The sequence below is a fragment of the Cytobacillus dafuensis genome, from assembly GCF_007995155.1.
GTDB lineage: Bacteria > Bacillota > Bacilli > Bacillales > Cytobacillaceae > Cytobacillus > Cytobacillus dafuensis.
The window spans coordinates 4,436,369-4,452,814 of the sequence record NZ_CP042593.1; the positions used below are offsets into that span (position 1 = coordinate 4,436,369).

12 protein-coding genes and 1 pseudogene are annotated in these 16,446 nt (G+C 40.6%); 5 read left to right on the forward strand and 8 right to left on the reverse strand.

Going from position 1 to position 16,446, the window contains the following annotated elements:
* Positions 1-13: 13 nt before the first annotated feature.
* Entirely contained in the window at positions 14-1,615 is a 1,602-nt protein-coding gene (locus tag FSZ17_RS21165) for an FMN-binding glutamate synthase family protein (protein ID WP_057773153.1), read from the reverse strand.
* A 133-nt stretch (positions 1,616-1,748) separates the two neighbouring features.
* Here FSZ17_RS21165 and FSZ17_RS21170 point away from each other — a divergent pair, with 133 nt between their 5' ends.
* Entirely contained in the window at positions 1,749-3,383 is a 1,635-nt protein-coding gene (locus tag FSZ17_RS21170) for an acetolactate synthase large subunit (protein WP_057773150.1), read from the forward strand.
* Positions 3,384-3,395: 12 nt separating this feature from the next.
* Positions 3,396-4,832 carry an aldehyde dehydrogenase family protein gene (locus FSZ17_RS21175; RefSeq protein WP_057773148.1) on the forward strand — a complete coding sequence of 479 codons (1,437 nt, stop codon included), beginning with the start codon at positions 3,396-3,398 and terminating at the stop codon, positions 4,830-4,832.
* A gap of 646 nt (positions 4,833-5,478) precedes the next feature.
* Here the strand turns inward: FSZ17_RS21175 and FSZ17_RS21180 are convergent.
* Entirely contained in the window at positions 5,479-7,386 is a 1,908-nt protein-coding gene (locus FSZ17_RS21180; RefSeq protein ID WP_057773146.1) for a Xaa-Pro dipeptidyl-peptidase, read from the reverse strand.
* 792 nt (positions 7,387-8,178) lie between these two features.
* On the opposite strand from FSZ17_RS21180, the gene FSZ17_RS21185 reads away from it, so the two are divergent.
* Both FSZ17_RS21185 and FSZ17_RS21190 read left to right on the forward strand, forming a co-directional pair.
* Positions 8,179-8,571, forward strand: a complete 393-nt coding sequence (locus tag FSZ17_RS21185) for a sporulation protein (protein ID WP_057773144.1) — start codon at positions 8,179-8,181, stop codon at positions 8,569-8,571.
* A gap of 102 nt (positions 8,572-8,673) precedes the next feature.
* Positions 8,674-10,257, forward strand: coding sequence for an acetolactate synthase large subunit (locus FSZ17_RS21190; RefSeq protein WP_057773141.1), 1,584 nt, complete (start codon positions 8,674-8,676; stop codon positions 10,255-10,257).
* Between the two features lie 92 nt (positions 10,258-10,349).
* Here FSZ17_RS21190 and FSZ17_RS21195 read toward each other — a convergent pair whose 3' ends face one another.
* A complete protein-coding gene (locus FSZ17_RS21195; protein WP_057773139.1) occupies positions 10,350-10,898 on the reverse strand; it encodes a hypothetical protein in 549 nt (182 codons plus the stop codon).
* A gap of 592 nt (positions 10,899-11,490) precedes the next feature.
* Here FSZ17_RS21195 and FSZ17_RS21205 point away from each other — a divergent pair.
* Entirely contained in the window at positions 11,491-11,892 is a 402-nt protein-coding gene (locus FSZ17_RS21205) for a DUF3888 domain-containing protein (RefSeq protein ID WP_057773137.1), read from the forward strand.
* Between the two features lie 85 nt (positions 11,893-11,977).
* On the opposite strand, the gene FSZ17_RS21210 is transcribed toward FSZ17_RS21205, so the two are convergent.
* From FSZ17_RS21210 to FSZ17_RS21230, 5 genes and pseudogenes are all read right to left on the reverse strand, one after another.
* A complete protein-coding gene (locus FSZ17_RS21210) occupies positions 11,978-12,439 on the reverse strand; it encodes a hypothetical protein (protein ID WP_057773135.1) in 462 nt (153 codons plus the stop codon).
* A gap of 215 nt (positions 12,440-12,654) precedes the next feature.
* Positions 12,655-12,792: pseudogene (locus tag FSZ17_RS24040) on the reverse strand (penicillin-binding protein); the annotation flags it as partial.
* Between the two features lie 25 nt (positions 12,793-12,817).
* Entirely contained in the window at positions 12,818-12,976 is a 159-nt protein-coding gene (locus FSZ17_RS21220) for a spore germination protein (RefSeq protein ID WP_185150650.1), read from the reverse strand.
* A gap of 473 nt (positions 12,977-13,449) precedes the next feature.
* Positions 13,450-14,643, reverse strand: coding sequence for a PDZ domain-containing protein (locus FSZ17_RS21225; protein WP_057773134.1), 1,194 nt, complete (start codon positions 14,641-14,643; stop codon positions 13,450-13,452).
* Between the two features lie 307 nt (positions 14,644-14,950).
* Positions 14,951-16,408 carry a S41 family peptidase gene (locus tag FSZ17_RS21230; RefSeq protein WP_057773132.1) on the reverse strand — a complete coding sequence of 486 codons (1,458 nt, stop codon included), beginning with the start codon at positions 16,406-16,408 and terminating at the stop codon, positions 14,951-14,953.
* Between the last annotated feature and the right edge of the window lie 38 nt (positions 16,409-16,446).

Sequence of the window (16,446 nt, forward strand, 5' to 3'; positions counted from 1 at the left end):
GGCACGGACAGTTTTACCCAGCATCCACTTGTTCCTGGATTTCTATTAAAATTCTTTCAAGTGATGTCACGACGCCTTTTTCGTCTTTGTAGCTGATATGTTGCGGTCGGAAATGAATGGGAGAGTCGATGCCCGCCGCTGCTGAAATTCGAAACAATCCCTGTCTTAGGGTAACGAGGTAATTCACTACCCGAAATTTCTTTTCATCAATGACAAGTGCCTTTTGGAGATTAGGGTCTGTTGTCGCAACACCGACTGGACAGGCGTTTGAATTACATTTTAGGGTTTGGATACATCCAACCGTGATCATAAATCCACGCGCAATGTTGACCAGGTCAGCTCCCATGGCCAATGCGATGGCTATTCGGTCAGGGGTGAACAGCTTTCCAGAGGCAATGATTTTGACCCGGTCACGGACCCCATATTTTTGTAGAGTCGCGACTAAAATGGGCAGGGCTGATTTAATAGGCAAGCCCACCGTGTCTATTAATTCCTGATAGGATGCCCCCGTACCTCCTTCACCGCCGTCAACCGTTATAAAATCAGGTCCTTTTCCGGTATCGCGCATATATTTGGCTAATTCTTCGACGCTGTCATTCCCTCCAACCACAATCTTCATTCCTACAGGCTTGCCGGTATGTTCACGTATTTTTTCAATAAATTCGCACAGTGAACCCACATCGCTAAATTGGTGAAAGCGGTTTGGACTATCTACGGATTTCCATGCCTCTACCTTGCGAATCTCCGCAATTTCCGGAGTTACTTTTTCACCGTCAATATGGCCGCCACGCGTTTTGGCTCCTTGAGCAAGTTTAAGTTCAAAGGCTTTTACTTGGGGGATTTCACTTTTCCTCTTCAACTCGTCCCATTCAACCTCGCCATTTTTGTCTCGAATCCCAAATAGGCCAGGGCCAATCTGCATGATGATATCGACCCCTCCTTCTAAATGATAAGGGGATAATCCACCTTCACCGGTATTCATCCATGCGCCTTTTGCCAATGCCAATCCTTTTGATAAGGCAGTAATGGCACTTTTCCCAAGTGCTCCATAACTCATTGCCGACATGCCGATAAGGCCTTTCAGAACAAATGGAAATTTGGTGTTCGGGCCAATGACCACTGCATCATCATCATGCAATAACTGGGCGAGTGATTCCTCGTTCTCCCATTTTTCCTCACGTTGGGAAAAAAGCGGGTCCTTTATTAGAATGTATCGTTTCGTATACACTTTTGTTTCACGGTCCATTTTTATTTCTTCCGCTAGCTTTGGGAACATCGCGTTGCGGATATAGAGACCTTCCTCATCAAAATCCCGTTTTGATCCAAATGCCACGATATCCCTTTTGTATTTAGCACTTTTAACAATATGCTCATATTCGTCGCGTGAAAACGGCTTCCCTTCCGTATCGCTATTGAACCAATATTGGCGAAATTCCGGACCTATTTTTTCTAAAAAATAACGCATCCTGCCAAGCCCGGGATAGTTGCGTAAAATCGAGTGGGCTTTTTGATTACGGTCAAATATGTATAAGTAAACAAGAAAAAAAATAAACCCGAGAAGAATAAGCGCTCCTAATCCAATCACGATTACCATCAAAATATCAACGATATTCATCTGAATCCAGCCCCTTAAAAAGACATATGAGCTTAATTTATACGGATTTTAAAAGTTTATACATATCTACATATTTTTTCCACCGCGAGGGAAAATAAGCAAACGAAAAAAAATAGGAAATGGGGGCGATGAATTGAAAGCTTCGGATTTATTTGTGAAATGTTTAGAGAATGAAGGGGTTAAATACATATTTGGGATCCCCGGCGAGGAGAACACTGACTTCGTTGATTCTCTGATTGAGTCAGATATTGAACTAATCCTGGTTCATCATGAACAGGCGGCCGCATTTATGGCTGATGTTTATGGCCGCTTAACCGGTAAACCCGGTGTTTGCTTAGCCACACTTGGGCCGGGTGCAACCAATTTACTAACTGGAATCGGGGATGCCTTTCTTGACCATGCACCGCTTGTCGCCATCACAGGCCAAGCGAGTTTGGAGAGAATCCATAAAGAATCCCATCAATATGTAGATATTGTCGATGTTTTTGATAAAATCACCAAATGGAATCAACAAATCCGGGTAGCCCACACGATTCCGGAAATCGTCCGTAAAGCATTTAAACAAGCCGTACTGGAGAAACCTGGCGCTGTTCATATTGAGCTTCCTGAGGATATCGCCATGCAAGAAACAGAAGGAAAGCCACTTCCAGTATCGCAAAAGCCATCTTCCAGTCCTTCAAGAAGTTCTTTGAACAAAGCAGCCGAGGTAATAAACCGTTCGAAAAAGCCAATTATTTTAGCAGGAAACGGCGTGATTCGCGATGAGGCTGCCGTAGAGTTAAGACAGTTTGCCGAAGCAAAAAATATTCCGGTCGTAAACACCTTTATGGCGAAAGGCGTTCTGCCAGCCAATCATCCTTTAACACTATATACAGTAGGAATGCAAGCCAAAGACTATGTTCTTTGCGGATTTGATCAAGCGGATTTAATTATTACAGTTGGCTATGATTTTGTAGAATACTTACCAAAATATTGGAATGACGAAGCGGGGAACAGAATTGTTCATATTGACAGCCTTCCAGCGGAGGTCGATGCCTACTATCCACTTGAAGCTGAATTAGTTGGAAATGTGAAGGAAGCACTAGAGGCGTTAAGCCCTTTGGTTGAAAAGAAAGAACTGTGGCCTGCAGTTGTGAAGTTAAAGGAGCAGCTGGTGGAAAAATTGCATGCTTCCGATGAGTTGTCAGGAAGCCCTGTGAAACCACAGCGAATCATTGCTGATATAAAAAAAGCAGAGAAAGGCGAAGCCATTATTATTTCAGATGTTGGGGCCCATAAATTGTGGATTGCCCGCTTGTATCAGCCTGAAAAGCCAAATCATACGATTATCTCAAATGGCTGGGCAACGATGGGTATTGCCGTACCTGGAGCCATTGCCGCGAAACTTGCCCATCCGGAAAAACCAGTAATTGCGGTAACGGGTGATGGTGGTTTCCTCATGAATGGGGTCGAGCTTGCAACAGCCAAACGGCTAGGACTAGCGTTTGTGGTCATTATTTTTCATGATTCGAAATTTGGCTTAATCGAATGGAAACAGCTGAATAAATTTAATCGGTCAGCGGATATTGAATTTACAGATCCAAACTTTTTAGATTTTGCCAAAAGCTTTGGGGTAAAAGGGATGAAAGTGACTCATTCTGATGAATTGCTTCCAATGCTTGAAAAAGCACTATCGAGTAACGAAATTGTGCTGATTGATGTGGATGTTGATTATTCGGAGAATGTCAAGTTATCAAAAACACTTGGTGATTATATTTGTAAATTATAGGAGGTTTATCAGGTGAAAAAGAAATGGCAATTGTGGATCGGCGGAAAATGGCGAGAAGCAAAAACGTATGAACCTTTATATAGTCCCCATACAAATGAGTTTCTTTCAGATATTGGACAGGCAGAGCCAGCAGATGCCATAGAGGCGATTGTCGAGGCAAATGCGGCTTTTCAAAAATTTAGGAACTATCCGGCGCATGCCCGTGCCAAAATTTTAGCAAAAGTCGCCGACATCCTGGAGGAACGAAGCTTGGAATGTGCAGAAATCATGGCGTTAGAGGGCGCCAAATCGATCCGTAATGCACGAGAGGAAATCAATCGCACGGTGCAAACCTATCGTTTCGCAGCGGAAGCCGCCAAGAGTAATTACGGGGAACAAATTCCGATGGATGCGGCTGAAGGCGGGGAAAACCGCTTTGGATTTACGATTCGCACGCCAATTGGGGTGGTGACGGCCATTACCCCGTTCAATTTTCCGTTTAATCTTGTTGCCCACAAGGTCGGGCCGGCCATTGCTGCAGGGAATGCGATCGTGTTGAAACCAGCCGAACAAACGCCGATTTCTTCTTTATTTTTAGCAGAGGCTTTTAAAGAAGCGGGACTGCCGGACGGAGTGCTAAACATTATTCCGGGAAAGGGGGATGTTTTAAGTGAGGCATTAACCACACATCCCTATGTAAAAAAGGTGACCTTTACGGGGAGTGTGGAAGTCGGTCATATCATTCAGCAGCAGGCCGGGTTTCGCAAACTCACACTTGAACTTGGGTCTAATTCACCCTTTATCATCGACGAAGGTGTCGATATTGACCAATTGATCGAGCGATCGGTCATGGGGGCTTTTTCCTATAATGGCCAAGTATGTATTTCAATTCAGAGGATTTATGTCCATCAATCCTTATACGGCGAATTTTTGGAGCGATTCGTCAGCAGAACGAAGCAACTGGTGATTGGTTCACCACTGGATGAAAAAACGAATATCACCTCGGTTATTTCGAAAAAGTCTTTAGATCGTCTGCAGAGTTGGATCAATGAGGCCGTTCAGGAAGGTGCGAAAATCGAATGCGGTGGAACGGTGGTAGGCAATGTTTTGGTACCAACGGTTCTAACCAATGTGAACCGCGATTCAAAAGTGTCTCGTTTTGAAGTTTTCGGACCAGTCGTTTGTATTGCACCGTTTGATACCCTGGACAATGCAATTGCCGAAGCAAACGATTCCCGCTACGGGTTGAATTCCGGAATCATCACGCCAAGCATTGAACGTGCCTTCTATGCGGCCACCCGCTTGGAAACAGGCGGTGTCATTGTGAACGACATTCCCACCTACAGAATCGACAATATGCCCTATGGCGGCTGGAAAGACAGCGGCGTAGGCAGAGAAGGCGTTAAATACGCCATGCGCGAAATGATGGAAGAAAAATTCATCAGCTTAAAATTCAGCGACAACAATTAAACCGGGGAAGGTTCGAAACAAGCTATAACCTTTCTTCCTGGGCTTTTCTAAAAACATATTAAAAAATTCAGGCTAACACTCCGCATGACTTTTTCTATATATATACCAACATGTAGCTTAATCAAACTTTCAAGCACTCTTCAACCATGGTGCATTTCAGCATTAAGGGTTCCGTTTTGAGGTGCTTTTCTTAAAATACGTGCCGAAATAGCAGTCGTATTGGCATCGTTATTGGTATATAAAAAGTAAAACTCGCCAAGCATGGCGAGTTTCTTTATTAGGAATAAAAAAACCTTATTTATATAAAACCTTACTTATGATACGGTTCACCACCATTAATCTTAAACTAATTTACCTTCTGTAAAATCGGCAACTCTTCCTCAACAATCTGGCCCTTTTATGGAAGATCATTACTCAACTTTATTGAAGATATCTACTATGAAAAATGAACTTATATTAGATTTTATTTCAAATAATTACTAATACCAACTGTATCTTTATCAAGTTATTTATGCTCCATTGAGGAGGTAATACCAATCAACAAAAGGCGTTGGAGCTGGACATATTTAAAAGTCGAAATCTATACTTTCTTATCTCTCAAAAAAAGAAGGATTAGTCATGAAGCCTAATCCTCCTTTTTTTGATCCTATTGATTAAACGCGTTACGCCCGCCGACAATTGGCAATGTAATTTCACTGCGAGTTGGAATTACATTAATTTTTGTACCGGCTTTAGGACGAATGGTGTAGTCGTAATCGCTAGCGATAAGGACAATCCCGATCCGATGCCCGGCCTTAAATACATAATCTTTAGGCTGCATTTCCCATTCAAAAGTGTAATCTCTGCCAGGAACTAGTGATTCGGAACGATCTGCGGCATGGAGATTTTGTGGATCCACCCAGCCACGCGATACAATTACTGGACTTGCACTACTGTAATCAACGAGCAATGCTGTTAAATTGGCAACGGGACGGTCAATACTTGCACGGATGCTGACTTTAGGCGTCCCGCTCAACCGGACCAAATCAGTTAATTCCGGAGTCACATAAGCCAACCGGTTTGAAGAATTCAACTCTGGATTGGCAATGAGAGTATTTGCCTTTTTCATTGGATCATCAATGATTGTTTGCGTGTTATGCGGCTGGTTCGGAACAGGATTTAGATGTAACGCCCCTAAATCATTTCCCGTGCCTGTTAAATGAAGTCTTGTCGAAACTGTGCCAGGTGCGGGCCAGCTTGTTTCCTTACTCCAAGTTCTGTCCTCACGCTGAATATCAACAGCTGGCTCATTCATAACCCCATTTTCAATCCCATACAGATAATAGTCAAACCATCTATTTTGTAATTGTGGCCAGTTATTGCCTGATGGACTTGAATGGGCACCCTGATGGAGCCACAATCTACGAGGGACATTATTTTCTCCTAAAGCTTCCCACCACTGTGCAAATTGTTTTGTCTTAACATTCCAATCATTCAGCCCGTGAACAACGAGAACACTAGCCTTTAAATTCTTGACATCCTTTACATAATCACGGTGTGCCCAGAATTCACTGTAGTCCCCTGTTTCTCTGTCTTGTGCAGCTTTTAACTCTGCAATGACATCTTTACATACTTGTGGATTTTTACGAGTTAGGACTGCTTCAGCCATATTGTCTGTATCTTCACCTTGGTAGCCTCCAGGAGCTATAACTGCTCCGTTAGCACGATAATAGTCATACCAGCTGCTAATTGCTGCAACTGGGATAATAGTTTTTAGTCCATCCACACCTGTTGCAGCAACTGCATTTGGTAAGGTCCCATTGTAGGAAGTACCTGTCATCCCAACGTTACCAGTGGACCAATCAGCTGATACCTCTCTCCCATCTCCTGTATAAGCTTTCGCCCGTCCGTTTAACCAATCAATAACGGATTTTGTACCAAGAATTTCTCGTTCATCGCCCGTTGTTGGACACCCATCCGATTTGCCTGTCCCAATACTCTCCGCAAGAATAACACCATAACCACGAGGGACATAGTAATTCCCTAAGGAACCAAGATTGGCAGCTTGTCCTTCCACAAGCGCGAATGGTTTTCCTCCTCGTCCATTCCCGTTACCAGGATGTTTAACAGGATTTAAATCTACATCGACATTAAAGACAGGAACATTTAGAATTCCGGAGCGATAGGGACTCATCTCATAAATGACTGGTACTTTAACACCTGGTTCCGTTTTTGGACGGTACACTTTAATAGAGACGCGGTCACGTTTCCCATCACTGTCGCTGTCTATCTCTGTCTCAACGAATAAGTCTTCAATTATCGCCTCGTCAGTAGAATAGATTGGTTTTGTCATTCCATTTTCTAGTTCAATTCTGGTTGCGTCTGATGCGGTTTCCGGGATCAGTCCATTTAGTGGCATCCCTTTCCACTCGAGAACCTTTCCCTTGGCTGTTGCTTCTAATGTAGTGGGTAGATTTTGCTCGTTTGTTGCTTTTACTGTCCAGGAATCTACTCCCGCTAGGAATGTAAGAGATAGAACAGAACATAAACTGATCGACAAAACTTTTTTCCTCAAATTTTTTCCCCCTCATATTATCGAAATTTCGGCAATTTCCACCAAAATCAATAATATCACTGAATGTTTATAATTTTTGTATTATTCTGTCAAACATTCAAAAACAGGAGAATAGTAATGGACAGAACCAATGATTTATAGTACAAAACCCCTGTTTTGGTTACAGAAAAGCAGGGCTTTTTACGAGTTGTTCCATAAGACAAAAATAGTGTACTTGATTAAGAGATTTATAGTTAAATTAATTGCAGAAATCGCATATGCAGACAGGTTTTGCAAATTCCTTTTTGAACGCCCCATGAGGACAATTTTCAATCAATATTTTATATGTCCTTATTTCATCTTTACCATCAACTAAATCCCCCTATAGTTTAAGTACAATCTTTCACAAATACCACACTAGCATTACCATATATATTCAAATTTTCTTGGGTTTCTTCCTCCATTAAATGGCCCGATTACTGAATAAGAGAAAATTCGGTATTCATGTGATGATATTCTGACAGTTTAAGAAACGCACTAAGATTCAGAGAGTAGTAGTTGACTTATGAAAGAAGAATCTTTAAACTAAAATTATTAATTTAATACTACATCCTTTTAAAGGGGAGTAGCTTTTACAATGAAGTCGTCATTTCGGAGATTCCCAATCTCTCGGCTTTGTTGGCAGCGAAATCGTTGTTAGCAAGACCTTTGCCTATTGGTAAAGGTCTTTTATTGTTAAGAAAACCTTTGCCGGCTCTGGTAAAGGTTTTTATTTTTTCAAGATTAAAGGCAAATGAAAACAGGAGGATATTCATGATACTAAGAAAATATATGGCATTATTAGGAATAGGTTCAGCAAAGATCGATCTCATACTTGAAAAGGAAACATATAAACCTGGTGAGCTTGTAAAAGGATATTTCTTGATTAAGGGGGGCACTATTTTACAAGAGCTAAAAAGGATAGATTGTGATTTGGTCATCAATGATGGGGCAGAAGAAAACGAAAAAATTGTGGAATCAATCACTATTTTAACAACGAAGAGCATTCAGTCAGAAGCTATCAATAAAATTCCTTTCACTTTCCCCCTGCCGAACTCTGCACAAGTATCGACAGGCACATTATCTTATCGATTTAAAACAAGATTAGCCTTCAAAAAAGGAGTGGAAAGTTACGATCAGGACGCCATTCGGATTCTTGTGGATTAACAGAAATGACAATGCTAGTAAAATCCATGGAAGTTTTCTAGCCAATTGGTAAGACTATGATTAACCAAAATTTGAAAGTGGAATATTTTTTTGGAGGATCATATGAAAGCGACCGATGTTCTTATTCGATGTTTAGAAAATGAAGGTGTGGACTATATTTTCGGCATAGTGGGAAAAGAGACACTTGATCTTGTTGATTCTATATCTAAATCAAAACAGATTCAGTTTGTGAATACGAGGCATGAGCAAGGAGCTGCCTTTATGGCGGATGTGTATGCAAGGCTGTCCAAAAAGGCGGGTGTTTGCACGTCCACCTTGGGTCCTGGGGCAACCAATCTATTAACCGGAATCGCAAGCGCAACGCTGGATCATTCACCTGTTATCGCGCTAGTTGGGCAGGCAGGACTTGATAAACAGCATAAAGAATCCCATCAATATTTGGACATTGCAGGAATATTTGAACCTGCGACGAAGTGGAGCATCCAAATCAAGGATTCACAAACGATTGCCGAAGTAATACATAAAGCGTTTCGGACGGCAAAAATGGAAAAGCCAGGCGCGGTCATTATTGAAATACCGGAAAACTTAACATCACAAATGATTCCTGAAAATGCAATGACTGTCACACCGCTTCCAATCTATAGGCCTGAAAGTGAAGCGATTCAAGAGGCCATTCAGCGTATCAGCAACAGTCAAAAGCCATTTATTATCATCGGAAACGGGGTTGTAAGAGGAGAAGCCACCCAGGAGGTGCAAGCATTCATTGACCGCCTCCAAGCACCTGTAACTCATAGCATGAAAGCAAAAGGAATTTTGCCTAAAAGCCATCCGCTCAATTATTTTACATTTGGTTTCAATGAGCAGGATAAGGTTTTACGTGGGATTGAGGAATCCGATTTACTGATTGTAATTGGATTTGATTTTGCAGAACATCTGCCGAAAGAATGGAATAAAAAGAAAGTGCCGATTATCCATATTGATGCGGTTCCTGCAGAATCGGATGAATATTATCCTCTTCAAAGCGAACTAGTTGGGGATGTGAAACGGACTTTGCAAGCCATTAACGATCTTGAAATCGAAGTAAAATCGTGGGTCCCATCCGGAAATTTGCGCGAACAAATGATACAGGCCTACCATATTTATGAAGAATCTGCTTCAACTCTATCCATCACATCTCTTCTGCACTCTATCGAAAAATTAACCAGTGAAAATACGATTGTTATTTCGGATGTAGGCTCTCATAAAGTCTCCATTGCCCGCACTTATCAGCCCAAAAAGCCGGAGAAACTTATTATTTCAAACGGATTCGCTTCAATGGGAATAGCCATACCTGGGTCAATTGGAGCTAAATTAGCATGCCCGGCAGATCCGGTAGTCTGCATTACTGGGGATGGTGGAGCCCTAATGAATTTTGCTGATATCGAGACAGCAGCAAGATTAGGATTATCTTTCGTGATCATTGTCCTCCATGATTCCAAGCTGAAATTGGAAGAACAAATGATGATGAAAAAGTTAGCTAATAATTTTGGAACAGCTTTTGGAAACCCCGATTTTGTTCAGCTAGCGAAAAGCTTTGGCATTAGAGGAGTACGGCCTGCAAATGTACAGGAATTTGAAAGTATGCTTACAGAGGCATTAAAGAAAAATGAACTGACACTCATCGAAATACTACTGGAGAATGGGTGAAAACCGTTGGAATGAACCACTGCCTTCACGGATTTATTTGTCATAAGTGTTTCATGATTCCCATTAATGGTGAAATTCTAGACGGCCGGTAGTCATATAATTCTTTTGATTCTTTTTAGGATTCTAGTGCTCAATAAGACCCAGATCCAGCTATAAAAAATAGAGAATAAAATAATCAATCCAATAACTGAAACACTAATTTGATGAGAAACCGCAGGCCCTAACACGGGGAATTTTACACCATATAATAAAAGGAAAATCCCTATTGTTAACCCGGCCGATCCGCTCAAGGTATAACTGATTTTTTTACGAAAAAAATGAAAAGAACTGCCAATCATAAGCCCTAATAAACCTGTGGTAAATGGAAAAATAATGAGCTCGGACGGCTGCAGAATCAAAAGTAAATGGGCTGTTAAAACATAGGAAGCAAGACCAAGCGGAATCGAAAAAATAGAGCAAAGAATAATTGGTGCTGTAGCCACGGGACTTATAAAATACCCAATCCCAGGCAAGAACCCTCCTGCCGATTGAAAAATAGCCCCGATGCTGCTCAAAAGAGAAATAAGCACAATCTTTTTCGATCTTGGCCATTTTCGAAAGGTTATTTGTATCTGTGTTATTTCGTTTTTTACATCGCACATGGCATACCCTCCCTATGCCCCACTATATGCATGGAAATGGAATATTATTTCGAAGACTCCTGTTCATTACGTCTGAATCAACAGGGAAATGAATTTAATGTGCCACTTACAATTTAACAAATGGATTAAGCAATCCAGATTAGAAAAACTTGGCTTTCGCCAATTTCTTCCGGCGAAAGCCTTAGCTTTTCTTATGCGATGTTATTAATAGAATACCTATAGTAATTTGGAATTTACATTAGTACGTTAAAAAACTTATACTTTCCTACTAGCCAAATAAGAAGGATATTGACTGTATAAGTAGCCAATATCCTTCTTATTTTAATTTTTTCCAGTAGCTTTAAAGCGGAAGAGATGAACACCTTCATGCCAATTAAGAGAGCATCTTCATCAATCGTGAATTTCGGATGATGATGGGGATATAGAATTCCCTTCTCCATCAAAGTAATGGAGAAGTATATTTTTTCTATAGGCTGATCCCTTACCGGAATCTGTTATTGTTGACCGACGAGTGTTTGCGGCACTCTTGGTGGTCATTTTTATTATTTGTAAAGTGGGCAAAATAAGAAAAAGCCAATAAGCGAGGTTCTTTATGAAAAAAAGCCTTTTAATATTGATTGCCTTCCTAACTTTTTTCTCTTATTCTCCCGTTCAAGCTGAAACCGTAACTAAAAATGATGTACAGCTGCGTAATGATGTAATACTCAATTTACTATTTCCATCCATCGATAAAGCAATTGAAAAACATTTCGGCAAACCGAAGCAGTTTTATTGCGAACAGATTCTCCAAATCAAAAAGAAAGTAGAACACGAAACCTACAGCTACTTCAACGTCACCTTGCAGCTAACAACATTTGAAGGTGCACACGATTTCCCATTTGATTTGGTGACTATCACTTTTAGTAATAAAAATACTATGGAGTGGCGGGCTATTGATGTCAAAAGCAGAAGGTTAAAGCCAAATGAAATAACTAATTGCAGACATTCTTTGTAAAAGGGTGTCTTTTTATTCGGTTATATTCTTCAACTAAATTACCCTTAAAAGTAAAAGAGCGCAATTCTTATTCCGTGAATCCCCGTTAATTATAGATGGATGTTGTTATTTGTTTGTTTAACTTCCCTAATGCCTCAGATAGTTTGGCGTTTATTCCATTTGCGTTGTCCACATAAATCACCAATACATTTTCAATCCCATAGGCTCTATACTTCTCCAGTTCTTCCCCGGTTCTTGATTCTTCAAAGCTTTTGACTCCCTCAGCCCTTTCAGCTCCTGCAGGAAATAGATAAACCGATAAAGGGTTCCCTTCTAACCGATAGCTTTTCGGTTCAACCCCGTTCAACTCACTCATAAAATCGCCGTTTGATAGAACAGCCTCTTTTAATTCAAGTCCCTGTTCCTCTATAACATCCTCTATTTCCTTATAAGAAAGATTATATTCACCATTAACCCATGGGTCTGCAGGGTCTTCAATGGTTTGTTGATTACAGGCGGATAGAACCAAGGTTAAAATAAAAATAAACAATGACTTTTGGATTTTCACATTATACCCCTTACTTTTATTTGAACTACTTAGAAAAGGCGGGCACCCTTTTTTATTCAATTATCTGCCCGATTCTTGAATAAAACTTAATTCTTGTTTTATTAGGTAGTTAATTGAACAACTTGTCATTATAGTATCTATCGTTCCCAAGCTAAAATGCACCACCACCAGGGGAATGCGAGTTTTAATCGACAACATCATAAAGATGTACGAAGTTAAATCTCAAAATATTCTTCTATCGCTTTCATAACTTTAAATGGCCCTGAACTTTTGTTTGAAGGGAATGCGAGTTTAATCCCGGACTCAGGATAAAGAGCCGAATGGAAGCTCCCCCCGGGATCGTACCCCATTAAGTTGTTACGCTGGTAACTCCCCCTGTTATCTTGAATTAGTTATAACTATTGTCCCTGTGTTGCCTCCTCCAGGCCCAACAATTGATTTTGATACAGATATCGGTTTAATAAAAACTGCCCCACCAAAGTTGAGAATCCCACCTGTAACGGAAGTTATACAGATACCATCCTTCTTTATATCCAAGTTCATTCCCCCAAAGTTACTTTTAAATCATTATATGTACAATTAGGTATGCTTGTTCATATAAGAATATAACTATTCGCGTCCTTACAGGGTTTAGCTTGATGGATATATTGTGGGACCCATTTGCTTTTTCTTGCACTTTAGTTTAAGTACATTTCATCACAATCCCACATAAATAACCGTATTTGCTTTAGTGTTTTATTCCATTAGCCCCGTTTTTGAAAGACTATAGATTTTAACTATCATGTTGTGTATAATTTCAGAATTGTAACCTCCCTTTAAAAAAAATAGAGAAACGACTTCATCGCTTCTCTTTGAATTTATTTAGTGGATACTATTCACTTTCATTTATTATTCATTCCAGTTTTTAATGATAATAGAGTCCGGTAAGTAAACTTAAGTTAAATTCCGTTTATTTATGAATCCGTTTCCGAAGAATAAAGATAGATTCCGATTATTTATTAAAAATTACATTAAACCGCTTCACTACCCCTTCTAACCTCATCCTGCACAAAATGAATGCCGAGCTCATGATGATCTCCTTCGTATAAGGCTCTTTGTGCGAAGCGAACTTGTCCGTTTACATCAAACACTTCCAGCTTGCAATGTGCACGATTTTTCAAAAGTGCTTCATAGAAGCTATTTTTATCATGGACTGATACGCCATTCACCTTTGCAATAAGTTCACCAACCTGTAAACCCATATTGCTAGCTGGAGAACCAGGAATGATTCCTAGGATCATCACGCCATTATTTCTTTTTGAAAAATAGAATGGAAGATTTCCCTCTATCATTCTCTGCCTTAATGTAATAAGTTCCCTGCCAATAATCGCAATTGTCACGACGGCAATGGCTGCGAGTGGATACCAATAGCCTGAAACGGATAAAAGCAAAACGAGAATTCCAAGCACCATAACCTTTTTTCCGACTGCTTTAACGGCTTCAGTAGGCAGCTTTCCTTGAACCTGCTGAAAAAATCCGACAGCAAAAGGAACGAGTATAATGGAATAAGTGCCTCCGCCAACTGAAAAAACTGGCCACCATTCAAATGGAGCTTGCAAAGCCTCACCAGGGATAATTAAAAACAACGGAAGTAGCCAAACGCGTTTCACCTCATGAATGCCAACCCTTTGCCCCCGCTTGCTTTTTATCAATTTAGGAGAAGTTCCCTTCCGTCCATTTTTGAAAATAAGGATCCCTTCCCCAATTAAAAGGAGAGCTAGAAGAACAGCAATAGATGGAAAAACCGTCTGCTCCTGATCCGAAACCGAGGTTAAGAAGAATGGAAGCGGCCATTTTTGCTCAATAGCAAATATCGTAGCAAAAAAGGCGAAGCCCAATGTATATGCAGGCGCCATCCACCTTATCTTTGTTGTTAAACTCCATAAAATTGTAAAAGCAGCAGTAAAGAGAATGGTCTCCATCGGAATCACAAGACCTGCGGATATTGAAATAAGAGAAGTTACAAGCCCAATTAAGATTCCGAGCGGCAGCAGCTGTCTTAGCTCAAAATATGCATTCTCTGCCCGTACATGAAAATCCCTTCTCTCCCGCTTCACACGAGAAACGCCCAATATTGCCGCAATAAAGAAAAGGTAATAGAAAACAGGGTGAAGAAAAAGCTTTCCTATTCCTTTTAATATTTCAATCAGCCATTCTAAAGCCAAGCCATCCACCTACCTCTACTGATAAATACGATTGAAAGTATGTAAAAAAGTTGCATTCCACTTACAAACACAAATATCTATTACTCTATATTCTACCAAATTGTACTCTTAAAGCCTATGCCAATATTGGTGAAAAAAACAATCAAGAGTATTCACTCTTAACCTTTTATGTAAAATACCGTCATTTTCATTTCACTGTGCAGGTGATTACTTCGTACATCTAGGCTTGCTCAACGAATCCGGCGACAAGTTTATTTTACACGTAAAAAAAGCACAGAGACCACGCTCCATGCTAATGTGATACTTATCACCGAGCAAGAAACCTCAGTGCTGTTTGCAGCTGAATATCATTTTCTTCTTTTTTCTTTTCTTCAGCTACTGCCTGTTCAAGTGCCAAAGCGGTTTTTTTATCAATTTTACCGGTAGCCTTTAAGTCATTTTGCAGTTGGAAGGCTCTTACAGCACTCATTGTGGTTTCGCTGAAATAGCCGTCTTTACGACCTGGGGCAAAGCCTAGAGCTTCAAGGATTTCTTGTGCATTTTTCACCTGTTCATTATTCATTTCCTTCACTAAGGCTTCTTCAACCTGAAGGGGAGGTGTATGATAAAGAGCTGGCTGCTTTACTTTAAGTGTTGGCTCTATGCCTTTATGATGAATCCAATTTCCATCTGGGGTCAGCCATTTATAGAGAGTTAATTTAATATTACTGCCATCTCCCATCGGAAACGGCTGCTGAACAGTCCCTTTTCCAAATGTATTTTCGCCAATTAGGGCGTAGCCCTGTGCTTCATTAAGGGCACCTGCCAATATTTCTGAAGCAGAGGCACTGCCATTATCAATCAGAACAGCAATCGGGTAGTCCTTTTCCTCTTTCAAGCTTGAAAAATATCTTTTCTTTTTCCCGTCTCTTTTTTCAATTTGTATATATGGTTTTTCATCTGTGACAAGCTCTTTCAAAATTTCCTCAACGGATATTAGAAGTCCTCCTGGATTCCCTCGGACATCAATAATTAAGCCTTCTATCCCTTTTTTCTCAAGTTCTTGTAATTGCTCCTTGAATTCAATTGCCGTTTCTTTCGAAAACGAAGTGATCTCTAAATAACCGATTGCCTTTCCGCTTTGCTTTTTTAAATCAGAATAAACGGTGATTTGAGGAATTTTATCCCGCTTAACATGAATAACGAGGGGCTCCTTCAATCCTTGACGGGCAATTTCCAGCTTTACCTTCGTCCCTTTTTCCCCACGTATTTTGGAAGTTGCTTGAAATAAGTCCAAGCCTTCAATGCTTTCACCATCTACCTTTAAAATTTGATCCCTCGGCCTTAAGCCTGCTTTTTCCGCTGGAGAATCTTTAAATGGAGAAACAATAATAATTCTCCCCTCCTCCATGCCTACTTCAGCTCCAATCCCTTCAAATGCAGACTCAAGCGTATCATTGAATAGCTTCACGGTCTCCTCGTCCATGTAGATAGAGTATGGATCTGAGAGGGACGCAAGCATCCCTTGAATAGCCCCTTCTACAAGCTTCTTTTCTTCTACATTCTCTACATAGCTGTTTAATATTAAGCCATATGCCTGCTCTACTTTTTTTAGATCTTCGTCACTCATCTCTGCTGGAAAATTCCCCTCATCTAATTGGGAAGAATGGTTTTCGATGTTATTCTCAAGTGCACGATGACTGATCCACTTCATTCCTGCATAGGTACCGCCAGCTCCGGTCAACAAGGAACCAGTCATTAGCAGCGCTATCCACTTCCTGTTCATACCCCTCTTCCTTTCTCACCGCTTTTTCCTTCACATCT